This is a genomic window from Natronolimnobius baerhuensis (genome assembly GCF_002177135.1).
Taxonomy (GTDB): domain Archaea; phylum Halobacteriota; class Halobacteria; order Halobacteriales; family Natrialbaceae; genus Natronolimnobius; species Natronolimnobius baerhuensis.
Map to the genome: position 1 here is coordinate 420,541 of NZ_MWPH01000003.1, position 22,095 is coordinate 442,635.

Here is a 22,095-nt window from a genome sequence, read left to right on the forward strand (position 1 = left end):
TGAATCCGGTCGTGTGAGTGCGTTCGGAGCGCTACTCGTCGAAGTAGGCCTGTGCACCCGGATGGAGGTCGATTGGCATCCCGTCCTGTGCCGAGTCGACGTCGATGAAGTCCTCTTTCTGGGTGACGTCGTCGGTGTTATCGAAGATCGCAGCGGTGACCTCCTCGACGATGTCCTCGTCGACGCCCTCGTGGGTCGCGATCATTGCCTGGACCGACACCGTCTCGACGTCGTCGTCGACGCCGTCGTATGTGCCGCCCGGAATCGTATCTTCGGCGAACCACTCGGCGTCGTCCATCACGTCGCCGCGCAGGTCCTCCGAGACCTCGACGAGCGCGATGTCTTCGGTCGTCGCCAACTCCTCGACGGAGCCAACCGGCCAGCCGCCGACGACGAACGCAGCGTCGACGTCACCGTCGCGAATCTGATCCGCTGCCGTGTCGAAGTCCGCATTTTGCTCGTCGAAGTCGTCCTCAGAGATCCCCGCCGTCTCGAGGATCTGCAAGGCGTTGACCTGCGTCCCGCTGCCGAGATCTCCGGTGTTGACCGTCTCTCCCTCGAGATCCTCGACCGTCTCGATACCCGAGTCCTCCTGAGTGATGATGTGGATCGTTTCGGGGTATAACGTCGCGACGCCGCGGATATTCTCCATTTCGTTGCCCTCGAACTCCTCGAGGCCGGTGCCGTTGTACGCGAAGTACGCGATGTCGTTCTGGATCAGCGCGAACTCGGCTTCCTCGCGATGGAGGCTGCCGACGTTCTCGACGCTGGCCCCGGTCGACTGGACCTGCAGCCCGTGGGGCGTGTGCTCCTCGACGATACTCTTGAAGTCACCCGACAGCGGGTAGTACGTGCCACCGGTGCCGCCGGCGTGCCAGGAGAGGACTTCCCCGCCTTCGTCAGGCTCGGCTTCCTCGAGGTCCTCTTCCTCTTCTTCCTCCTCGTCACCGTTGTCGTCGGGGTCGTCTTCGGCCGCGTCGTCGTCGCCGTTTCCATTGCCGTTTCCGTTGCCGTTCCCATCGTCCTCGGCGTCGTCACCAATACAACCAGCCAGGCTGGCGAACCCAACAGTCCCACCGACTGCGATGAATCGTCGTCTGTCAATCTGTCGCACCATGACGCACTATCACGAAGATTGTCGTCATAGTTACTCATATCATTGCTGTTGTTGGAAATATTTTGGTGACAATTACACAAACCTATCATAACCAACGATCTGCGTTGAATGTTATACGGCCGGCTTACGAGTCAACGCGCCAACACGGTGTTGGACTCCGCTATCTCCCTGAAGGCGGGCTGTTCGGGCAGCCAAACCCAGCCGATGCCGGTAGTAGGCCACCCGAACGTCTTTCTCGCCGCCCTCGGTACTGGTGATATGAACGGTATTGCTGCAGCCGACTATCACGAGCTGGTCCATGCCGAAGCGCCGCAGTTGTCTCCGTCCGGCGAGCGCGTCGCGTTCGTCCGGCGCGGACCCGACGACGGCGAGTCGTATACAGCGACAATTGATGTCGTCCCCGTCGGCGGCGACGAGCCGCGCCAGTTCACTGTAAGCGACGGCGTCGACAGTTCGCCCCGCTGGAGCCCCGACGGCTCATACCTGGCCTTTGCCAGCACCCGCGGCGAGGGCGACCGCCAGCAGCTTTGGGTGCTCCCCACCGACGGCGGCGAAGCCCAGCGCGTGACGAGCGTCGTCGGTGGTATCGGCGACCTCGAGTGGAGTCCGGACGGTTCCCGACTGCTCGTCACCCAGCAGGTCACGGCCGCAGATCGCGAGTCCGAACGGGACCGCACAGTTGACCCGGACTACGAACCCGACGCACCCGATCCACGGGTGATCGACCGCTCGATCTACCGCGCTGGGACCGAGTACCTCGACGGGCGTCGAAGTCACGTCTACGCGCTGGACCTTGAGTCCGCACTCGAGGACGGAGCGGACAGCGGCGATGCGATCACCCGGCTCACCGACGGCGACCGCGATCACGTCGCGCCGACCTGGGGTGACGACGAGACGATCTACTACGCGCGCAAGCTCCCCGAAAACGGCGATCCGGACGACTCGCTTCGGTACGAACTGCTCGAGTACGACCTCGAGGAGGGGTCCGAACAGGCGTTTACGGAGACGACCGGCTGGCTCGGTCCCGGTGCGATTGATGCGACCGAGGACGGCCGCGTCGCGTTCGCGTTCACGCCCGAAGAGAACGCGTCGATGCGCCAGACGGAGATTCGAGTCCACGACCGCACGGACGGGACGGAGGGAACGCCAACTGCGCCGCTGGATCGAACGATTGGCCATCGCTGCGGGTTCGAGTGGGCACCGGGGGGTGACCAGCTCTACGTTACGACACCCGATTCGGGGGCGCGAACGCTCTGGTCGGTGCCCGGCGACGGGAGCACGGAGCCGACGGCGGTCTACCGCGACGGCACAATCGCAGGGTTTTCAGTCGGCACCGACGCCGTCGCGTTCGTCCAGAGCGAGTGGGACCATCCCGGCGACGTGTTCGTGACGACCCGCGCCGGCGCGGAAACGCATCGACTCACGCGGGTCAACGACGACTACCTCGCGGATCGGGCGGTCCGCCAGCCCGAGGAAGTTCGATTCGAAAGCGATGACGGCACGGAGATCCAGGGCTGGGTGCTCACGCCGCCCGCGTTCGACGCCGACGCCTCGCCCGGTGAGACGTACCCGCTGGCGGTCGAAATCCACGGCGGCCCCCACGCCCACTGGACGACGTCGGGAACGATGTGGCACGAGTTCCAGTCGCTCGCAGCAGCGGGCTACGTCGTCTTCTGGTGTAACCCGCGGGGGTCGACGGGCTACGGCGAGGACTACGCCATGGCAATCGAGCGCGATTGGGGAGCTGTCACGCTCGAGGATGTCCTCGCCGGCGTCGATCACGTCTGCGAGCAAGAGTACGTCGACGACGAGGAGGTGTTCGTCACCGGCGGCAGCTTCGGCGGGTTCATGACCGCCTGGGCGGTGGGCAACACCGACCGCTTTACGGCCGCCGTCTCCCAGCGTGGCGTCTACGACCTCACGGGTTTCTACGGCTCGACGGACGCGTTCACACTGATCGAAGGCGATTTCGGGACGACGCCGTGGGACGAACCCGAGTTCCTTTGGGAGCGCTCGCCTGTTTCCCATGTGCCCGAAGTCGACACGCCGACACTCGTGATGCACTCGGATCAGGACTACCGGACGCCCGCGAACACGGCCGAACTGTTCTACCTCGGCCTCAAGAAACACGGCGTCGACACCCGTATGGTCCGGTATCCTCGAGAGGGCCACGAACTCTCCCGCTCGGGCGAACCCGCCCACGTCGTCGACCGCCTCGAGCGAACCACCCGCTGGTTCGACGGCTACTCCGAGTACAGCGACGCCCCGCCGGCGCTCGAGCGCGGTCGTGGCGACGGCCTGTCGGCCGCTGAAACCGATGACGGCGATGAGAGCGACGGCAGCGACTCGAGCGAGTAGCTGTCCAGTTGCACGTCCCGCCGCGAGCCATCCAGTGACGGGGTAACGACTACGGTCTCGAGTCAGCTATATGTGGTATGGACAAGAACGTCGGCGGCTACGACCGGCCGCTGCGATTCCTCCTCGGTGCGGCGTTACTCACGTACGGCTATCAGAATCGGGAGCGAACGATTGGGACGCTCGCGTTCGTCGCCGGCAGCGACATTTTCGCGACCGCTGTCATCCAGCGCTGTCCGCTGAACGCGCTCTTTGGGATCAACACCTGCGGCGAGACATAGGAGGAGAGAGTAGTGTGAGTTCTGTATTCAGGAGTGCAGTTGAAATTGAGTGAGGCAGTCCGGTCACTACACGCGCGAATCGAACACGAGCATTCGCGCGAACGAGCGGTCCGAAGGACCCGGTAGTGAGAGCGATTCCCCGGTCGAGCGAAGCGAGACCGGCTTTTTGGCATGAACGGGTTTTCGTCAAGCGGTGCGCGAAGCGCACCCGAGGCGAAAAGAGGTTCGCCTATACTGATCGCGAGTTGTAGGCCACACTGAACACCGAACCCGTACTCCACGCTCCTGTTCAGACGAGTGACTCCCTCGAGTGCCGTTTCGAAACACCGATACCACCAGCGCAAGACCAGTCGGCTATGGATCCAACCGTAATGCTGCCGCCAAAGCCGGACGAGCGCTGGACGATTGCCAAGCAACTCGGCCTTGACACGGCCGTCGTCCGCTTCTGGGGCCACGACGGCGAGTGGTGGGACTACGAGACGCTCATGCAGACGACGACGCGATTCGAGGACCACGGCTTTTCGCTGGATGTCGTCGAAGACCGCCCGCCGATGAACAAAACGGTGCTCGGCGAGGAGGGTCGCGACGAGGAGATCGAGACCGTCAAGACGCTCATTGAGAACATGGGCCGACTCGGCATCGACACCTACTGCTGGGTCTGGACCGAGAACCCGGTCGGCGTGATCCGCACCTCCGATTCGATGCCCGGTCGCGGCGGCTCCCAGCGCATCGGCTACGACAACGAGTGGATGGACCGTGCGCCCGAACACCCCGCAGCCGATATCACCGAAGACGAGCTGTGGGAGAACCTCGAGTACTTCCTCGACGAGGTCGTCCCCGTCGCAGAAGAGTACGGTGTCAACCTCGCGTTGCACCCCGACGACCCGCCACGCTCGCCGGTTCGTGGCGTCCCGCGGATCGTCAAATCCGCCGAGGACTACCGCCGAATTCTCGATCTGCACGACAGCCCACGCCACGGCGTGACTTTCTGTCAGGGCAACTTCTCGGCGATGGAGACTGACACCATCGAGGCGATCCGCGAATTCGGCGACCGCATCCACTTCGTCCACTTCCGCGACGTCGAGGGCGACGCTGACTCGTTCGTCGAAACCTGGCACGACGACGGCCCAACCGACATGCGTGCTGCGATGGACGCCTATCAGGAGGTCGGCTTCGACGGCCCGATCCGACCCGACCACGTCCCGCGAATGGTCGGCGAGGACGACCGCGAGGACGCCATGTCCGGCTACACCGACATGGGACGGCTGTTCTCGATTGGATACATTAAGGGCCTGCTCGAGTAACGCGGTTCACCTCTATCTGCCGTCGAAAATACTCTCTCGTTGTCTCCTCGCTGTGGCGACTCCGAATGTGCACATATCTGCGAGGTGCGAAGATATATTGTGCACGGTTGCGTACAGTCAGCTATGACTGCGTTCGATCCCGCTCCAGAATCCGACGCTGCCACGCAGCGGTGGCAAGCGGGCACGGATACGTTCGGCCGGGTCTACAATGTCGCACTCGGCGTTACCTCACCTACCGCGTACACCGAAATCGCAACCCTCGCAGATTGCTCTCCAAACGCTGCCAAAAAGCATCTCGAGCGGTTAGCCGAGATGGGGATCGTTCGCGCAGACGTCGACAGTCGTCCCGCCCAGTACGAACGAAACGACGGCTATCTCGAGTGGCAAGACACCAGCCGGATTGCCGACGAACTCACGACCGACGAAATCATTGATCGCGTGGCGACGCTGGAAGCGGAACGTGCGGCGTACGAGGACCAGTTCGGAACGACCGACCCGACTAGGGTCTCCGTGTTCGACGACGACCACGACGACCATGCCGTCCACGAGCGAATGACTGCGATCTCCGAATGGCAGGGAATCATTCGCGATATTCGGCTGTACGAACTCGCTCGACAGCTCGCAGAGAACGACGGGCATTTGCTTCCAGCCTGAATGACGCCGCCCGACTCGGAGTCCCCACCCGACTCGACAGGACCGCTGGATCGCCAGACGTTGCAATTGCTCGAGCGTCAGCTTGCGTCAGATCCGCTCGTTGCGACGACTGCCCTCGACCCAGATTCGTACGAACCGCGGCTCCTCAGTGCATCGCTCGAACAGGACCGCTATCCGAAGTCGATAGCAGCGGCTCGAGTTGACATCCGCTGGTTCACGACGGCTGATTTTACATTCCACTATATCGAGGACCACGACGATGGAGACCAGTGGGAATGCCGCTGGGATCGCCACCCCAACACGCACAATTCCCGGTTGCATTTCCATCAGCCACCAACTGCAACCCAGGTCACTGATCTCGACCTTCCCTCGCTTCACCCACTCGAGGTATACTCGACAGTACTTACTGCAATCGAACAGCGCCTCGAGAAAGTCTGGTCCGAATAAAATCCGCGCTGGTCAGGTCGTCCGGAACGCTCGGTCGCCAGCGTCGCCAAGTCCCGGTACGATGAAGCCGTCGTCGTCCAGATGGTCGTCAATCGAGACCGTCAGCAGGTCGACCTCGTCGAACTGGTTGTCGACGCGCAGCAGGCCCTCGGGTGCCGAAACCGCCGAGAGGACGATCATGTTCTCCGGGTCAGGCGAGTTCTCGATGACGTGCTCGAGGACGGTACACATCGTCGACCCGGTCGCGAGCATTGGATCGGCGATGATCACGGTGTCGTCTTCGGTGATCTCGGGCAGTTTCACGTAGTCGACGGAGATCGGGAACGAGCCGTCGTCCTCACGCCCGGCTTCCTCATCACGACTCGCGCTGATGACGCCCTGGCGAGCGCGCGGGAAGGCTTTCAGGAGTCCTTCGACGAACGGTGTTGCCGCGCGAAGCACGTTGATAATCACGACGTCGTCGAGACCCCGAACCTGCTCGCCCATCGTGGGCTCGAGTGGGGTGTCGATCTCGACGTATTCGGTTTCCATGCGTCCATCGATGATCTCGTAGCCACAGATGCGCCCGAGTTTGACGAGGCCCTTTCGGAAACTCACCTGCTCGGTCTCGACGTCACGAAGTTGTGAGAGCGTGTGTTTTGCGAGCGCGTGCGTGACCAGATACGCGTCATCCCGGTCTTCGATGGTCATATATCTATGCGCACGCGCCGGGACTTTTACGGTATCGATCACCGCTGGGAGATGTGTGGTGGGTTCGTTTCACACGATTTGGGGCTGTTGCAGCGTGCTGGCTGTATTTGTGTGTTCGTGTCTGTCGTGAACTGGCCCTGGCAGTCGCACTCCGGCGAAGAGGTTTATAACAGTCCGCGCCATACCACAGCCACGTCGAATGGAAGAGAGTATCTCGGGATTCAAGGTCCGCGGTGACTGGGGTGACGTCGTCGAACACGGCGAACGCATCACACACGCCCTGCGGGACGCCGGTACCCACGACGAGGCGCTCGAGGATGCATCGCTCGTCGATGCCTACGAAGAGTGGGACGAGTGGCGACCGAAGGCACACGAAACGCTCGAGAGCGACGTCAGCGAGAAAACGGCCGACCAAGCAAGCGTCGAGGAAGGCAAAGGGGAAAAAGCCGGCAAGAACCCGGACGAAGACATCAAAACTGCGGGTGAGAAGCTCTCGGAGTCCTACGAGCAACTCGAGGAGGATGATCCTGATGCAGCCGTCGACAACTGGAAGGAGTCAATCGATTACGTCGCGCGCGCGGCCGACTCGGCCAGCCGCAAGGCGCTTCGACGGGTCGAGGACACGGTGTATCAGAACGTGATGACCCAACTCGCACCCTACTATTTCGATAACGAGCTGGTCAGTGCGAATATCCAGCAGTCAGCGCGCGGCGTCGACAACGGCGAGCAGTTCGTCTTCGAGGTCAACGTCAACGACGACGAATTGAAAGACCACGTCTCGGATCGACTCGCCGAGTACGACGACGAGATCGACCGCTGGCACGTCGCCGTCGAGAAAGATACCGACGCAGCTGAAGCAATCGAAGGCGCAGAGCCGCCGCCGGAACCAGACGAAGAATCGCAGTCGACGACGAACTGAGACGGATTACTCTGCACCACCCTGTTGTCGACCCTCCGCGCCGCCGATTCCAGGGACAGAAACGCGACGCTCGACGTACTCCATGAGGGTCGTCGCCGAGAGCACGATGCCGATGTAGACGAGCGCTAACAGCGCGTAAATCGGCATGTACTCGAACGTCGAGGAGGCGATCCGGCTCGCGCGATAGTACAGTTCTGGCACCGTGATGAATCCGGCCAGCGAGGAGTACTTGATCAGGTAGACGAGTTCGTTTGTCCATGCCGGAATCGCATAGCGCAGCGTCTGCGGGAGCACGACGTAGCGAATCCCCTCGAGTCGCGAGAGGCCGATGGCTCGAGCGGCCGTCAGTTGTCCCTCGTCGACGCTCTCGAGTGCGCCGCGGATGTACTCGGCTTGGTAGGCCGAGCCGTTGATAGTAAAGCCGACGATGGCGATCCAGAAGGCGTACTCGGGGACGAAGCCCTGCCCGACGACCGAGACATCGTTGAGCCAGACGGCAAGTGGCAGGCCGTAGTAGAGGACGAACAACTGCGCGAGCAACGGCGTCCCGCGGATCAGTTCGGTGTAGGCGAGCGAGAGCCAGCGGAACGGCCCGCCGTAGACGCGCAGGACGGCAACGGGAACGGCGATGAAAAAGCCGAGCCCGATGCTGACGCCCGTTAGGACGATGGTGTACCACGCGCCAGCCGCAAGCGCCGGCGAGATGTCAATCGCCAGCGCGATGCCATCGAAGATCGTCCCAACCCACCCCATCGGGATATCAATCGGGCCGATTGGGGCAACTGTTCCCTCAAACGTCGCGGCTGCTGACTCGAACGGCGCACTCGGGAGGAAGCTTTCGCCCGCGCCGGGACCGATACCGACGCGAGCGAGCGTCCAGTCGTAGAGCCAGCGCCCGACCAACCAGCCCCAGAAGGCGACGCCGACGAGCACCATCAGCCCGCGGCCGGTGTCGTCGAACGACGCACGCAGCCGGTCGCTTCCAGTGGCTTTTGCCCCGCTCATCGACCGCCCTCCGCTCGAGTCGGTGTCGTCTTCTCAGTCATGGCGAATGCTCTCGAAGAAGCGTTCGGTTCGCTCGTGGGTTGGATTCTCGAACAGCTCGTCGGGTGGCCCTCGCTCGACGATTTCGCCATCCGCGAGGAACGTAATCCCGCTCGCGCCGCCGCGTGCAAACCGCATCTCGTGGGTGACGACGACCATCGTCATCCCGTCAGCGACGAGTTCGGCCATCACCTCGAGCACCTCGTTGCTCAGTTCGGGATCGAGCGCGCTGGTTGGCTCGTCGAACAACATTACTTCGGGGTCCATCGCGAGCGCGCGGGCGATGCCGACACGCTGTTTCTGGCCGCCCGAGAGCTGTGCCGGATACGACTCTGCCTGATCCGCGAGGCCGACGCGCTCGAGTTCGGCGTCGGCTCGATGGCGGGCCTCTTCCGCGCTCATCCCGCGAACCTTGCGGAGACCGAGCGTAATGTTCTTGCGAGCGGTGAGATGCGTGAACAGGTTGATATCCTGAAACACCATGCCGATCTGCTGGCGGACGGTGTCTGGGTTGGTGTCTGCAGCCGTCACCTCGAGATCCTCGAGATAGATTTGTCCCTGATCGACCTCGGTGAGTCGGTTGAGACAGCGAAGCAGTGTCGACTTGCCGCTGCCACTCGGACCGACGAGCACCTCGACGTCGCCGCGGTCGACCGTGAGGTCGATGCCGCGAAGGACCTCCTCGTCGCCGTAGGATTTCCAGACGTCCTCGATTCGGAGCAGCGGCGTCTCGCCCGTCTGGTCGGTCGTCTCGTGGCCCGGTTCGTCAGTCGTCTCAGTTGGGTGGTGTTCGGTCATGACGATTCACCTGGGATTGCAAAGTGAGTACTCAACGCATCGAGCATCCGATTCGTTGTGAACGTCAACACGAAGTAGATGAGGCTGATGAAGATGATGACCTCGAGTACGGCAGTCGTTTGCTGTAAGAACAGGTCCTGGCTGCGCCTGAGCAGTTCGCCAAGCCCGATGGCGAAGGCAATCGAGGTGTCTTTGAGCACAATCGTAAACTCGTTCTGGAAGCCGGGCACGCTCCGACGCAGCGCCTGTGGCATAATCACGTGTCGAATCGCCTCGAGTCGGCTCATGCCAATCGAGCGAGCGGCTTCCATCTGTCCGTCGTCAATGCTCTGGAGCGCCCCACGGAAGATCTGTGACTGGTAGGCTGCGCTCCGAAAGCCGAGTGCAATCGTCGCCGCGATGAAGGCATCGGGGACGTCCGGGCCCGTAAACGGCGTCGGCCCGAGAACCACCTCGAAGGCGTTGACGCCCGCCTGAACCGCGTTGTACACTGGCTCGAGCGGGAGCGCGAAGTACGTAAACAGCATGATGACCAGAATCGGCGTTCCGCGGAGCAAGACGCCAAATTTCCGGACGAACGAGTGGACGTACCCGCTTCCGTACGTTTCGATTACGCCGGCGGGAAATCCTGCTAGAAAGCCAAGCAAGATACTGGTCAGCGTCAGTGCGATGGTAACGATGAGGCCCCAGAACAGATATTCTCGATTCCGGTAGACGAACGCCCAGTCCTCACCGAGATACTGTTCGATCAGGGCGTCGTTGATCGCCACCAGCTGGTGCTGGTCGGCCAAAAGCGCTGTACTCTCCGCGAGCGGGACGGCGAAATCCATATGTAGTGAGAGAGCCGCAACCGGCGAGGGTTACTCGCCGAACCACTCCTGGGTAATCTCGTCGTACTCGCTCGACTCCTCGACGGCGGCGATCCCCTCGTTGAGGGCCGCCTGCAGGTCGTCGTCGCCCTGACGGATCCCGAGGCCGTACTGCTCGTCGGTCTCGTAGGTAAAGGCGACTTCGACCTCGTGGTCGTCCTGGAACGAGTTCCCGACTGGTTCGTCGATGATGATGGCGTCGATCAGTCCGCGCTCGAGGTCCTGAATCGCATAGACGTAGTTATCGTAGGATGTGTAGTCGTCGTCCTCGATGAGTCCCTCGTCGATCAGTTCGTCCTGAACGATTCCTTCGCCGGTCGTCCCCGATTGCGCACCGACCTGGCTTCCCTCTAAGTCCTCGAGTGACTCGGGTTCGAAACCAGCGCCCGTTTCGACGAGCACCGACTGGTCTGCGCTGTAGTACGGATCGCTGAACGCAATCGACTCCTCGCGCTCCTCGGTGATCGTCATCGCCGCTGCGATCACGTCGATCCTTTCGTTCTCGAGGGCCGGAATCAGCGAGTCGAACTCGTACTCCTCCCACTCGACCAGTTCGTAGTCGGTCTCTTCGACGACGGCCTCGAGGTGGTCAATGTCGAAGCCGACGAGTTCGCCGTCGCGGGTCATCTCGAACGGCTCGAAGCCAGGTGCGGTGCCGGCGATGATCTGGTTGTCCTCGGTGTCGTCACCGTTACCAGTGTCCTCGTCGCTGGCGTCGTCGCCGTTGCCGTCATCGGTGTCGTCGCCGTTTCCGTTGCCAGCATCGGCATCATCGTCACCGTTGCCAGCATCCTCGAGACAGCCGGCAAGTGTCGTGAGCGCAACGCCTGATGCCCCAGCCGCTTTCAAATATGCTCGTCGGTTCAGTGGTTCGCGCTTTTTTGCCATTGCTCTACGTACTACTCCCGTGGCAGCGGTTTATGTCTTAAGATGTATTGCCGGTGTTTCGACTGTATGACCGCGAAAATAATCTACAAAACTGAACATACTGTTTCTTCTGATCGCCCGACGTTTACGTAACCCCGCAGTCAGTTCTGGGACTCACAGTGAATCGACGCCCTCGAGCGCATTTGCGACAACTGCAGGTCGGCACACACTTGTAGCATCGGCCAGTAGGAGTCCCGTAGATGGTCGATCCCGCGACGATTGCGACGTTTCTCGTAGCTGCAGTTGCCAGCCTCTTTATGGCCTGGGCAATCGGCGCAGGCTCGAGCGGGTCGACTCCGTTCGCGCCAGCGGTTGGGGCAAACGCGATTTCGGTGATGCGGGCCGGCTTTCTCGTCGGGTTGCTTGGCTTTGCTGGTGCAGTGTTACAGGGAGCGAACGTCTCCGAAGCGGTTGGAAACGATTTGATCGGTGGCGTCGTCCTGTCGGCACCGGCAGCGACGATTGCGCTCGTCATCGCGGCGACACTGGTCGCGATTGGCGTCTTCGCGGGGTATCCGATTGCGACGGCATTTACCGTCACCGGTGCGGTAATCGGTGTCGGGCTCGCAATGGGCGGCGATCCAGCGTGGCCGAAGTATATCGAAATCGCGACGCTGTGGATTTTGACGCCGTTCGTCGGTGGTGGACTCGCCTATGTGATTGCCCGATTATTACGCAGCGAACCAATCTCTGAAGAAATCTCAATCATGGTCCTCGCCGGATTTGTCGGCATTCTCATCGCAAACATCGAGTTCGCCATCCTGGGCTCTGCTGATGCCGGGGGCGAATCGATTGCACAGTCGACGAGCGAGTTCCTTCCGATTCCCGAGTTCGCTGGTATCCTTGTCGTCACAGCGGTGATGGCTGGTCTCTGGGCAGGCGCGATTGGCGTTGACCTTCGCAAGGGTACCGAACGCGGCGAGCGACACTTCCTCTTAATTCTCGGTGCACTGGTCGCGTTCTCCGCCGGTGGGAGTCAGGTTGGACTGGCGATTGGGCCGCTGATTCCGCTGTCTGGCGACCTCGAGTTGCCACTGCTCGCACTTCTGGTCGGCGGCGGATTCGGGCTGCTCCTTGGCTCGTGGACCGGCGCACCACGGATGATCAAGGCGATTTCGCAGGACTACTCCTCACTCGGGCCACGCCGGTCTATCGCCGCGTTGATCCCGTCGTTTCTCATCGCACAGACGGCTGTTCTCTACGGCATCCCCGTCTCCTTTAACGAGATTATCGTCAGTTCGATCATCGGGAGCGGCTACGCGGCAGCCGGTGCCGGCGGCGGCGTCAGCGCCCGTAAAATGGGCTACACCGTCCTCGCGTGGATCGGCTCGCTCGCCGGCTCGATCATCATCTCGTTTGTCGGCTTTTACGGATTCGCTTTGCTCTTTCTCTGAGCGCTCGAGGCCGGTTTCGACGCTCGTACCACTGTAGTTCCAGACCGAACGGGCTTTACCGACTGGGCGGTCAGGTTCATCTATGGACGCGGATTCGCCCGTCGACCCGGACGACCCCGGCACGGTCCAGTGGCGACGTGATGCCACCACCTCGAGAACGCTTCGGTTGCTGTGGTCGTTCGGTGTCGGGACGCTCTTTGCGATGGTATTGATCATCGCCGTCTGGCGGCTGTACGATATTGCAGGGCAAGCCGGTGATGTGTTTCAAGCCGTTATCCTTGCAGCCGTCGCCGCGACTATCGTCACCATCCTCGCGGTGGTACTCAGTAGTAACTCGGCGGCCCAACTCGAGCGACTACTGGCTCCGCTGCCGGTACCGATGCCCGATCACAGTGGTCTCGACCGGGTGCTGAACGCGGCACTTGGCACGGTCATCATGGCAGTGTTCATCGCGACACTGATGGTGATGGGACGAATCGCCGCCCAGCCTGAATTCCTTGGAGCGGGTGGTGAAAGCCCCTTTACCGGCCTCGCTGCGGCGACGATTCCCCTTGCGCTGATCGGCCTTGCGCTAGCGTCGTTTTTGCACTCCGTTGGCGCGTTCGACCGCAAAGACGAAACGATCTACCTCTACGACCCGGATCAAGCAATCGACCTCGCCGACATCAACGCCGTCTCGAGTCGGACGGTCGGTGACACGGCCATCCTCACGCTCGAGTACGCCCAGCCGGATGGGCAGTATGTTGCCGGCCCGCGTCGCATCGTCGTTCCACCCGCAGTCGCTGACGATGTTCGGTCGACTGTCGACGCTCGGCGACTGCGATTCTCCGAGAAAGTCCGCCAGCGGATTCGCGGGTGGCTCCCATCCCGCTTTCGCTCGTCGTAGGCGTTTGCGTATACGTTTTAGCCTCTAGCCGTTCTGTTGGTCCGCCGTCCCGTTTGTGCCACCGTCTTCACCGTTCTCTGCCGACGTCTCCGTGTCCATGTCCTCGAGCTTTCGCAGTCGAGCCATCATGATACGGGTGTTTTCGACGTCTTCAACGGTGATCCGGACGCCGTCGTAGGTAATTTCCTCACCCTCTTCGACGAGGCGGCCAGCCCGGTTGAAGATGAAGCCTGCAAGCGTTTCGAACTCCTCGCCTTCGGGCAGATCGATCTCCATGGCCTCGTTGACGTCCTCGATGTTGACTTCGCCGCGGACGAGGACAGTTCGGTCGTCGATTTCCTCGATTGGCTGTTCCTCGCCGCCCTCGAGAATTTCGCCGATGATCTCTTCGACCATGTCCTCCATCGTGACGAGGCCCTCGGTGGTGCCGAACTCGTCGATGACGATGGCCATGTGCATCCGATTCTCGCGCATTTCGGTCAGGAGTTCGTCGACGTTTTTCGATTCGGGGACGTGTAGTGTCGGCTGGATCAGATCTGCAAGCTCGAGGTCTTCGGCTTCGGTTTCGCCGTAGTTGAGATCGCGGACGAGATCGCGGATGTGGACCACGCCCTGAACGTTGTCGAGGCTGCCTTCATACACGGGAATCCGGGCGTGGCCGCTCTGGATGCAGGTTTCGATAGCTTCGTCGATACTCGCGTCTTTGGGTACCGCGGTCATATCGAGTCGCGGCGTCATGACTTCCTTGACGATGGTGTTGTTGAACCGGAAGATGCGGGTCAGCATCTCGTGTTCTTCTTCCTCGAGAACACCCTCTCGCTCCCCGGATTCGATCATTTCCTGGATTTCGTCGCGGGTGACGTATGGTGACTCGATGGCTCCCGTCGAGCCGATGAGCTTGTTCACCTGCCGAGTAAGGTAATCGAACAGAACGATCAGTGGAAAGAGCAGGTACTCCGTGGCTTTCAGTGGTTTTGCGATACGCCGAGACCACGAATCCGTGTTCTCGACCGCGTAGGATTTGGGGACGCTTTCGCCGAACAGGAGGACGAGCGCGGTGATCCCGAACGTCGCGAGCAACACGCCGACCAGCCCCCCGAAGTGCATCGACAGGATCGCCGTTGCAATCGATGACATCGCGATATTGACGATGTTGTTCCCGACCAGAATCGTTACGAGCAGCCGATGCGGGTCGTCTTTGAGTTCCTTGACGAGGGCCGCGTCTTTGATGCCGTCCTCGACCATCCCCTCGAGTCGGTGTTTCGGAAGATTGAACATCGCAATTTCTGACGAGGAGAAAAACCCAGACAGCAAGATGAGAACGGTAACTGCGACTACGCCGAGGATCGTGATCGTCGAGTCCTCGAGTTCGAGCCCGACTACTGATAGCTCGGGGGCAGTGAGCACGGCCTCGAACAGCAGAGATAACGCCATTGATGGAGACGATTGGGCCCGTATCGGTTAACCGTTTTCCATTTCAGGGGTAACTCACCGCTAACGACACGCTTTCCCGGGCCGTTACCGAACGAACGTGTATGGAACCTGCCGAGACTCCGATTACGTTCTATCGGTTGCACGGGTGTCCGTTCTGTGAGCGCGTTGCCCGCCTGCTCGGCGAGTTCGACCTCGCCTATCAGTCGCGCTTCGTTGAGCCGTTACACTCGAAACGTGACGTGGTCAAGCGCGTCGCTGGCGTGCGAACGGTGCCGGTGATCGTCGACGAGAACACTGGCGTCACGATGGCCGAAAGCGGAAACATCGTCGAGTATCTCGAGGCGACCTACGGCGGCGATTCGGACGCCGAGTCCGAGCCGGCATCCGCTGGAGGTGACAACTGATGCCGGCGTTCGACGTCGTCGACCTCGAGCCGGCGTCTCACCCCGACCCCGGCGAGGACGCGCCCGCGTTCACCAGGCCGCTCGTGACCGACGAGTTCTGGACGGATCGCTCGCTGTCGTCGGTAGTCGCCGAGGCCGAGCGGACGATCCTCGTGTTCACGCCGATGATCGGCTCGTTTCTCGCAACCTACGTCTGGGACGAACTCGCCGAACGCGGCTGGGCAGCGGCATCCGAGACCCAACTCGTCGGCGTGTCGGCTGCGAACCCCTACACCGCCACACGATTCCTCGAGGAGAACGACCTCGAGGCGCGGATCTTCGCGGATCCGGCGAACGACGTGGCACGCGCCTACGGAATCGAACACGATGTCGACGGCATGGCGGGAATCAGCGAGCCGCGACCCGCGATCATCGCGCTCGATTCGGACGGCACCGTCGAGTACGCCTGGGCCGCAGACGAGTGGCCGGAGTTCCCCGACTACGACGCGCTCGAGGACGAACTCGACCTCGACCTCGAGTAGGTGCCCAGACAGAATCGACGGACGCGCGACTCGCGGACGGTATTCTTTTGCCGATTCCGCCGCGAGAGACAGGTATGAACGCGAATAACGCCAGTGACGACCGCGCGATTGCGCGCGCAGCGGACGCACTCGGCGATGGCGACCTCGTCGTCTACCCGACTGAAACCGTCTACGGCCTCGGCGCGAACGCACTCGAGTCGACGGCCGTCGAGCGCGCTTTCGAGGTGAAAGGCCGGGATCGAGACAAACCGGTCTCGCTCGCCGTCCCGACGTTCGAGACGGCCCTCGAGGCGGGGTATATCGAGGCGACCGCGCGCGAACGGGCGTTCGCCGAGCGATTTCTGCCCGGCCCGATCACGCTGTTGTGTGAGCGGACGAGTGTTGTCCCGGACGTACTGTGTGCCGGCCGAGACCGGGTTGGGATTCGAGTGCCCGACTGCAAACAGGCACTCTCGCTGCTCGAGGCCGCGCCGTGTCCGATCACCGCCACGAGCGCCAACGTCAGCGGTCAGCCAAGCGCCCGGACGGTTGCGGAGATCGACGGGCAGGTCCGCGAGGAGGTGGTCGTCCTCGACGGCGGCGAAACGCCAGGCACTGAGAGTACGGTCGTCGACGTTTCGAGCGAGACGATTCACCGTCGTGGTGCACTGGCGGATGAGATTGCGGCGTGGCTCGAGGGTGAAAACGGCGAAGAGCGGTGAAAAAAGCGGCGGACGGCGTTACTCGAGAACGTACTGGTCGGCGACGACGCGATCCGAGCGGCGGCGGTCGTACCAGCGCGAGAGGTCGTTCGCAAACAGCGTTGTGGTGGTTCGAACGCGCTGGGAGGCAGGCGAGCGAAAGAGCGCGATCAGCGACCACATTGTCCCCGACGCGATGGCTCCGGCCGCAGAGAGGGTCATCCCGAGCGTAAAGAACGTAACCCCGTAGACGAACCCGATTCCCATTGAGGGGAGACTCGTCCCTAACGGCACGTTCGCACTCGCATTGCGAAGTGTTGGGGCGAGAAAGACAATCGAGAGGCCACTGCCGAACATGAAGACCAGATCTTGCCACATCATCGAATCTACTTACTCGGTCACGAGTTAATAACTCCCTCGGTGTTGAAATCGGTTCTGAAGGCGTATAGTCGCTGCTTTCGACCAATTCGAGAACCGACGTGTTGTACTGGATGAAACAGGACAACGGTGACAAACTGCAGAAACTGTTCGCTCGTCACTCTGTTGAGCGGGGCCGGATGCCCACGGTCTTCCCGCTCAACCTCTCTGTTCAGTTTCTCACTTACTCCTCGAGGAGGCCGCTTTGCTCGAGGACGCGGCGGCCGGACTGGACGAGCTGGTGCTGGTGTCGCCGGCCGGTCTGGTTGTAGAGGTCGCCATCGCGTTTGACGATCTCGCCGTCGACCAGCACGGTGTCGATGTTTTCGACGCCGGACTGGAAGACAATCGTCTCGACGGGGTTGTGAGATGGCACCGTGTTGATGTCGTCCGTCCGAATCATGGCGATATCCGCGCGTTTTCCGGGCGTTAGCGAGCCAACCTCGTCTGCGAGGCCAAGCGCGCGAGCACCCTCAATCGTCGCGAACTCGAGGGCGTCGTGAGCGGTCAACGAGAGTTCCATCACCTGCTCGCCGGCCTCGACGGTCGGCTGGTTGTCGAGTGCGCGCTGGGTCTGGAGCGCCGTGCGGGTCTGGGTGAACATGTCGCCGCTGACGTTCGAGACGATGTCGACGCCAATTGACGGGATTGCGCCGCCCTCGAGCGTCTCTCGGAGCGGTGGCATGCCCATCCCCATCTGCATCTCGACTTCGGGCGTGATCGAGACCGAGCCACCGGAGTCGCCGATGAGTTCGAATTCCTCGTCGGTCAAGCGGTTGCCGTGGACGTAGTTCAGATCGTCGCCGAGGAGATCGAGTTCCGCGAGTGTTTCGACGCCGCCGGGGCCGAGCGAGCCGATGTGCATCGAGGCCCGGATGTCGAGTTCGCGCGCGAGTTCGATGTCGTGGGTGACGACCTCATCGCTCGAGTAGTCGGGGCCGCGAATCCCCATCGCGAGCGTGAGCAGGTCGTCCTCGTCGGCGTCGGCGAATCGCTCGTCGTGCACGCGGCGGATATCGTCCGGGTGGGGTTCCGTGCTCTCGTCCCACCACGTCTCGTTGTCGTCGCCGGGCGTGCCGTGGGCGAAGACGGCGCGGATGCCCGCGTCCTTGAGGCCGTCAATCGCTCGGTTCGTGTGGCCGGGCGAGTTGGCGACGTGGAACCAGTCCATCACGGTCGTCGTCCCCGCGTTCAACTGCTCGAGTGCGCCAAAGAGGTTGCCCAGGTAGACGTCGTTGGGCGTGTAGTGACTGCTGATTTCGCCGAGCATCGTCTCGAGATACTCCATGAACGACCAGTCGCCGGCGACGCCGCGAACGCCGGCCTGCCAGGTGTGGTGGTGGGAGTTGACGAAGCCGGGGAAGACGATGGAATCGCTCGCGTCGATGGTCTCCGCGCCCGGCGCGTCGATGTCGTGACCGATCTCCTCGATTCGGCCGTCTTCGACCAGCAGGCTCGCGTTCTCGAGAACGCCGTGTTCCTCGTCGACCGTGACAATCGTGCCGTTTTCGATCAGGAGCCGTCCGCTCTCGAGTCCGTTTCCGTGGCCCGGTCCCTGTCCACGACCGCGTCCGCGCCCGGGATTGCCCTCGTTGGCGCTGCCGATGCCGGCAAAGGAAAGCGCCGCCAGTGCGCCGCCGCTGAGTCCGAGGTAGTTCCGTCGCGAGACGCTCGAGTCGGTTTCGGTGTCGTCTGCTTGCATAGTTGTTCTCACCCGATTGTACCGCCTGCTTGGAGTTGGAATTTCGTTCGGTATATTCCAATACGTGCCCCGAGTGTGACACGACCCTCGAGCCAGTCGCGCGAGCACCGTCTCAGCTCACAATTTGTCGAAGTATTTATTGATGACTCGCTGAAACATCCTCACGTATACGCAGATGGCGACACACCGCTCACTCTCGAGGCCGGTCCGATTCGCGCTCGAGGCGGCTGCTCTCGCTATTCTCACCGCCGTGTTGCTGCTCGGCGGAACGCAGTCCGGATTCGTCACGCCGACGCTGACGTGGGTGACGCCAGTCCTCGTGATCGCGGGCTGTTGCTCGGGAGTGCTGTTCTGGCGGTATTCGACCGACAGCGAACAGGGACTTTTCCACCCCTGGCTGTCCGGACCCACCCTCGTGGCAGGACTGCTCGCCGTCGTCACCGGCGGCGCGCTCTGGGTCGCGTTCGTTCCGCCCGCCTACGGTACTGATCTGGTGTACGGCGTGCTGGCGCTCGCCTGGACGGCGTTCGTCCTCTCGAGTATTGCCCGATTCTGAAAGCGCCGCTGCTCAGTTGGGATGTTAAAAGTCTCCAACGCACCGCTTAGTCGGTCGCCGTCATCTGCATCGCCTGCACAACTGGATCACCCGTCTCGCTCGAGACGAATGTCGTCGCGAGCCAGGATTCCGCCTGCGTCAGGCGGTACTGCAGCGTCGAGGTCGGAATCTCCTCTGCCTCGGCGATTTCCTGAATCGAGTGGCGTCGCGGACTATCGTAGTAGCCGTACTCGACGGCCAACTCGAGGGCGTCGCGCTGTTTGTAGGGTAACTCCGCCTGCGTCGCGTGCTCGTCGGGCCACTCGTTCGCGCCGTTGACGCGCTCGAACTCGAGGCTGAGTCCCTCGCGTAGGTTCCCCTCGAGTTCGTCGTAGATCGGCCGTACGGCGGCGTCGTCTTCGGCGAGAATCCGCCACTTGTACTCGTGGCCGTGCTGTTCGGCCCGACAGAGCACGCCGTCCTCGAGATGTGTGGCGGCGAGATACGGCACCGACCGGCAGCCGTCGCCCTCGGATTGGCGAGAGTAGATGAGTCGGCGCGTCGGGCGCTCGGCGAGGGTTTCGTGGGTCCAGTCGATTGGACAGCCACCCATCCCGCGCACGCTCGAGCACCGAGAAAGATTCGCCAGCCGGTCGTCGTAGACGGAAAGCGCCTCGCGTGGCCCGGTCACTTCGTCGAGTCGCCACATCGTCTCCGAGGTGGCGTGACAGGAGACGGTTCGCGCGTAGAGCCCCGGATGGTCGATGAAGGTGTCCATCAGGTGGTCCGCACCGTGGTCGTAGGTGATCGTAAAAGCGAATTCGCGCATACGAACGCTATGTGGTACGGCGGTATCAACGTCTCGTTGGTATATCCCAACTGCCCGCCTCGCTGCGCACGTTGTCGCGCTCGCGTTAGTTTGCCGTGAGCACGTCGTCCGCGATAAGTTCCTCACGCGCCTCGCTCATCGAGGTGACGACGACGTCACAGTGGGGTTCGACGGCCGGTTTCGGCTCGAAGCCGATTGCGAGGCCGGCGACCTCGAGCATCGGGAGGTCGTTCGCGCCGTCGCCGATGGCGACGCAGTCCTCGAGGGACGCGTCGACGTCGCTCGCGAGGTTCTCGAGGGCGGTGTCTTTGGTGCCCTCGATGAGCGAGCCCGTTACGTCGCCGGTCAGTTCCGTTTCGGCGTCGTCCATCGGCAGACGATTCGAGACGATATGATCGACCGAGACACCCTCGCGCTCGAGGGCGGTCGCGACGCCCTTCTCGAACCCACCGGTTAGAATCGCGGTCGTGACGCCGGACTCGTTTAGTTCGGCGATCAGGTCCGCTGCACCCTCGCGGAGTTCGACTTTCTCGAAGGCGGCCTGGGCATCCTCGGCTGGCAGGCCCTCGAGCAAGGCGGCGCGCTTGCGCAGGCTCTCGGCGTAGTCGATTTCGTCGTTCATCGAGGCCTCGGTAATCTCGGCCATGTCGTCGGCGACGCCACAGCGCTCGCCGAGCAGGACGGTCATCTCGGAGTCAGAAAGCGTTCCATCGAAGTCGAAGGCGACGACTGTCATCGACCGGTGATTGTGCGGCCCCCAATAAACCAGTTCAGGTTTTGTGTGGCAATGTGTTGCCTGAGCGGTTCGTGACAATGACGTTCGCACCGCCGGGCGCTGTCACCACTTTCGGATGTTCTCACACAGCGGACAGTCACGAGCAGTTATGACTCCGTTCGTGGTGGGCCACTGTATGACAGACTCGAGGACGACCCTGACACGTCGCGGTGCCGTAGCGGCGACGGCGGCCGGTCTCGCGGGCCTCGCCGGCTGTGCAAGTAGCAGTGATGATCACGAGAGCCCGTCCACCGAGACGAACAACGAGTCCGACGACAGCGAGACAGGCGTGCAGAGCGAAGACGACATTCCGGACATTTCCGGCCCCGAGACGCCGCCGGAGTGGGACCACGCTGAGTTCCGTGCGTGGCTGCTCGATGACGATTCCGGAACCGGGAGCCGGCGCTTCGATTACACCGAGACGATTCCCGAGGGCTTCGGGAGCGACCTCCCATCGTTTTTCGACGTCTCCGCAGCGACTGTCGACGCCCACCTCTCACAGTCATCCACGCAGGTCTTTTTCGGCGCGTTCGACGTCGATGCGATGATCGACGGCGCAGCGGCCGCGGATGGCTTCACCGTCACCGACGAGTACCGCGGCTACGGCATCCTCGAGCCAACGAGCGACGGACCCTCGGCTGCAGTCGGGCCGACCGCCATCGTCATCGGCACCGACTACGAGCAGCGAATCGACGCCCGCTACGGCGAGGAAGCACGTCTCGAGGAAACCGACGAGACGGTCGCACAGCTCTTTGCGGAACTTCCTGACGAGAACACGATTAGCGGCCAGTATGGCAGTCCAACGGGCATCGACATCGCCGCCGAGGATATCATCCTCTGGGGCGTCTCGAGTCCGGAGCCGATGGCCGACTCGATGACCTGGGTCGCCATCTTCGAGGACGACGTCGAGGTCACCGACGACATGATTGACGCATTTGAAGAAATCTCGAGCGACGTGACCGAGTCCGAACTCGATGGACAGGTCGCTCGCGTGACCGGCGCGCCGCCGGATCTCTCCGAGTCGGAGTGATCGCTTCGGGTCGGAGTGGTCGACTTCTGATTGTGCTGTCTTCAGCGCGGGTGCTGCGGGCGTCGCTTGTTTACCTACTAGTC

The 22,095-nt window shown here is 62.1% G+C and carries 24 protein-coding genes; 13 read left to right on the forward strand and 11 right to left on the reverse strand.

Annotation, left to right across the window (positions count from 1 at the left end):
• Positions 1–31: 31 nt before the first annotated feature.
• Positions 32–1,117 carry a TAXI family TRAP transporter solute-binding subunit gene (locus B2G88_RS14605; protein ID WP_087715168.1) on the reverse strand — a complete coding sequence of 362 codons (1,086 nt, stop codon included), beginning with the start codon at positions 1,115–1,117 and terminating at the stop codon, positions 32–34.
• 258 nt (positions 1,118–1,375) lie between these two features.
• Here B2G88_RS14605 and B2G88_RS14610 point away from each other — a divergent pair, with 258 nt between their 5' ends.
• The 5 genes from B2G88_RS14610 (at position 1,376) to B2G88_RS14630 (ending at position 6,158) form a co-directional block, all read left to right on the forward strand.
• Complete coding sequence (locus tag B2G88_RS14610; RefSeq protein ID WP_087715169.1) at positions 1,376–3,475, forward strand: S9 family peptidase; 2,100 nt, start codon at positions 1,376–1,378, stop codon at positions 3,473–3,475.
• 77 nt (positions 3,476–3,552) lie between these two features.
• Positions 3,553–3,753: a YgaP family membrane protein gene (locus B2G88_RS14615; RefSeq protein WP_054862753.1), complete on the forward strand. Its 201-nt coding sequence runs from the start codon at positions 3,553–3,555 to the stop codon at positions 3,751–3,753.
• 356 nt (positions 3,754–4,109) lie between these two features.
• Positions 4,110–5,057, forward strand: coding sequence for a mannonate dehydratase (locus B2G88_RS14620; RefSeq protein ID WP_176393257.1), 948 nt, complete (start codon positions 4,110–4,112; stop codon positions 5,055–5,057).
• Positions 5,058–5,180: 123 nt separating this feature from the next.
• Positions 5,181–5,711 carry a DUF7342 family protein gene (locus B2G88_RS14625; RefSeq protein WP_087715170.1) on the forward strand — a complete coding sequence of 177 codons (531 nt, stop codon included), beginning with the start codon at positions 5,181–5,183 and terminating at the stop codon, positions 5,709–5,711.
• Positions 5,712–6,158, forward strand: a complete 447-nt coding sequence (locus B2G88_RS14630; RefSeq protein WP_054862754.1) for a hypothetical protein — start codon at positions 5,712–5,714, stop codon at positions 6,156–6,158.
• A 12-nt stretch (positions 6,159–6,170) separates the two neighbouring features.
• Here the strand turns inward: B2G88_RS14630 and upp are convergent, their stop codons facing one another.
• Entirely contained in the window at positions 6,171–6,848 is a 678-nt protein-coding gene (gene upp / locus B2G88_RS14635) for a uracil phosphoribosyltransferase (protein ID WP_087715171.1), read from the reverse strand.
• 199 nt (positions 6,849–7,047) lie between these two features.
• Between upp and B2G88_RS14640 the strand changes: the two genes are divergently transcribed.
• The gene (locus tag B2G88_RS14640; RefSeq protein ID WP_054862755.1) at positions 7,048–7,767 is read left to right on the forward strand and encodes a DUF5828 family protein; all 720 of its coding nucleotides are present in this window, start codon (positions 7,048–7,050) and stop codon (positions 7,765–7,767) included.
• A 6-nt stretch (positions 7,768–7,773) separates the two neighbouring features.
• Here the strand turns inward: B2G88_RS14640 and B2G88_RS14645 are convergent, their stop codons facing one another.
• Genes B2G88_RS14645 through B2G88_RS14660 form a run of 4 tightly spaced genes read right to left on the reverse strand, consistent with a single transcriptional unit; the run spans position 7,774 to position 11,366 of the window.
• Positions 7,774–8,772, reverse strand: a complete 999-nt coding sequence (locus B2G88_RS14645) for an amino acid ABC transporter permease (RefSeq protein ID WP_087715172.1) — start codon at positions 8,770–8,772, stop codon at positions 7,774–7,776.
• Between the two features lie 33 nt (positions 8,773–8,805).
• A complete protein-coding gene (locus B2G88_RS14650) occupies positions 8,806–9,609 on the reverse strand; it encodes an ATP-binding cassette domain-containing protein (RefSeq protein WP_087715173.1) in 804 nt (267 codons plus the stop codon).
• Positions 9,606–10,439 (reverse strand): amino acid ABC transporter permease, encoded by an 834-nt coding sequence (locus tag B2G88_RS14655; protein WP_054862756.1) that lies wholly within the window; start codon positions 10,437–10,439, stop codon positions 9,606–9,608. Before B2G88_RS14655 ends, B2G88_RS14650 begins: the two co-directional genes overlap by 4 nt.
• A gap of 30 nt (positions 10,440–10,469) precedes the next feature.
• Positions 10,470–11,366: a transporter substrate-binding domain-containing protein gene (locus B2G88_RS14660; protein WP_087715174.1), complete on the reverse strand. Its 897-nt coding sequence runs from the start codon at positions 11,364–11,366 to the stop codon at positions 10,470–10,472.
• A 239-nt stretch (positions 11,367–11,605) separates the two neighbouring features.
• Here B2G88_RS14660 and B2G88_RS14665 point away from each other — a divergent pair, with 239 nt between their 5' ends.
• Together B2G88_RS14665 and B2G88_RS14670 are read left to right on the forward strand one after the other, a co-directional pair.
• Positions 11,606–12,799, forward strand: coding sequence for an inorganic phosphate transporter (locus B2G88_RS14665; protein WP_054862757.1), 1,194 nt, complete (start codon positions 11,606–11,608; stop codon positions 12,797–12,799).
• An 82-nt stretch (positions 12,800–12,881) separates the two neighbouring features.
• Positions 12,882–13,685 carry a hypothetical protein gene (locus B2G88_RS14670; protein ID WP_054862758.1) on the forward strand — a complete coding sequence of 268 codons (804 nt, stop codon included), beginning with the start codon at positions 12,882–12,884 and terminating at the stop codon, positions 13,683–13,685.
• Positions 13,686–13,709: 24 nt separating this feature from the next.
• On the opposite strand, the gene B2G88_RS14675 is transcribed toward B2G88_RS14670, so the two are convergent.
• Positions 13,710–15,119, reverse strand: coding sequence for a hemolysin family protein (locus B2G88_RS14675; RefSeq protein ID WP_054862759.1), 1,410 nt, complete (start codon positions 15,117–15,119; stop codon positions 13,710–13,712).
• A gap of 101 nt (positions 15,120–15,220) precedes the next feature.
• On the opposite strand from B2G88_RS14675, the gene B2G88_RS14680 reads away from it, so the two are divergent.
• From B2G88_RS14680 to B2G88_RS14690, 3 genes are all read left to right on the forward strand, one after another.
• Positions 15,221–15,523, forward strand: a complete 303-nt coding sequence (locus B2G88_RS14680) for a glutathione S-transferase N-terminal domain-containing protein (RefSeq protein ID WP_054862760.1) — start codon at positions 15,221–15,223, stop codon at positions 15,521–15,523.
• Positions 15,523–16,044, forward strand: a complete 522-nt coding sequence (locus tag B2G88_RS14685; RefSeq protein WP_087715175.1) for a redoxin domain-containing protein — start codon at positions 15,523–15,525, stop codon at positions 16,042–16,044. Before B2G88_RS14680 ends, B2G88_RS14685 begins: the two co-directional genes overlap by 1 nt.
• Before the next feature lie 74 nt (positions 16,045–16,118).
• Entirely contained in the window at positions 16,119–16,745 is a 627-nt protein-coding gene (locus B2G88_RS14690; protein ID WP_087715176.1) for an L-threonylcarbamoyladenylate synthase, read from the forward strand.
• A gap of 18 nt (positions 16,746–16,763) precedes the next feature.
• On the opposite strand, the gene B2G88_RS14695 is transcribed toward B2G88_RS14690, so the two are convergent.
• Together B2G88_RS14695 and B2G88_RS14700 are read right to left on the reverse strand one after the other, a co-directional pair.
• Positions 16,764–17,105 carry a hypothetical protein gene (locus B2G88_RS14695; RefSeq protein ID WP_054862761.1) on the reverse strand — a complete coding sequence of 114 codons (342 nt, stop codon included), beginning with the start codon at positions 17,103–17,105 and terminating at the stop codon, positions 16,764–16,766.
• 220 nt (positions 17,106–17,325) lie between these two features.
• Complete coding sequence (locus tag B2G88_RS14700) at positions 17,326–18,843, reverse strand: amidohydrolase family protein (RefSeq protein ID WP_087715177.1); 1,518 nt, start codon at positions 18,841–18,843, stop codon at positions 17,326–17,328.
• 175 nt (positions 18,844–19,018) lie between these two features.
• Between B2G88_RS14700 and B2G88_RS14705 the strand changes: the two genes are divergently transcribed.
• Positions 19,019–19,399 (forward strand): hypothetical protein, encoded by a 381-nt coding sequence (locus B2G88_RS14705; protein WP_054862762.1) that lies wholly within the window; start codon positions 19,019–19,021, stop codon positions 19,397–19,399.
• A 46-nt stretch (positions 19,400–19,445) separates the two neighbouring features.
• On the opposite strand, the gene B2G88_RS14710 is transcribed toward B2G88_RS14705, so the two are convergent.
• On the reverse strand, positions 19,446–20,207 hold the full coding sequence (locus tag B2G88_RS14710; protein WP_054862763.1) for a helix-turn-helix domain-containing protein: 762 nt from the start codon (positions 20,205–20,207) through the stop codon (positions 19,446–19,448).
• Positions 20,208–20,292: 85 nt separating this feature from the next.
• Positions 20,293–20,943, reverse strand: a complete 651-nt coding sequence (gene serB, locus B2G88_RS14715; RefSeq protein ID WP_087715178.1) for a phosphoserine phosphatase SerB — start codon at positions 20,941–20,943, stop codon at positions 20,293–20,295.
• A 175-nt stretch (positions 20,944–21,118) separates the two neighbouring features.
• Here serB and B2G88_RS14720 point away from each other — a divergent pair, with 175 nt between their 5' ends.
• Complete coding sequence (locus B2G88_RS14720; RefSeq protein ID WP_054862764.1) at positions 21,119–22,012, forward strand: hypothetical protein; 894 nt, start codon at positions 21,119–21,121, stop codon at positions 22,010–22,012.
• Positions 22,013–22,095 lie beyond the last annotated feature (83 nt).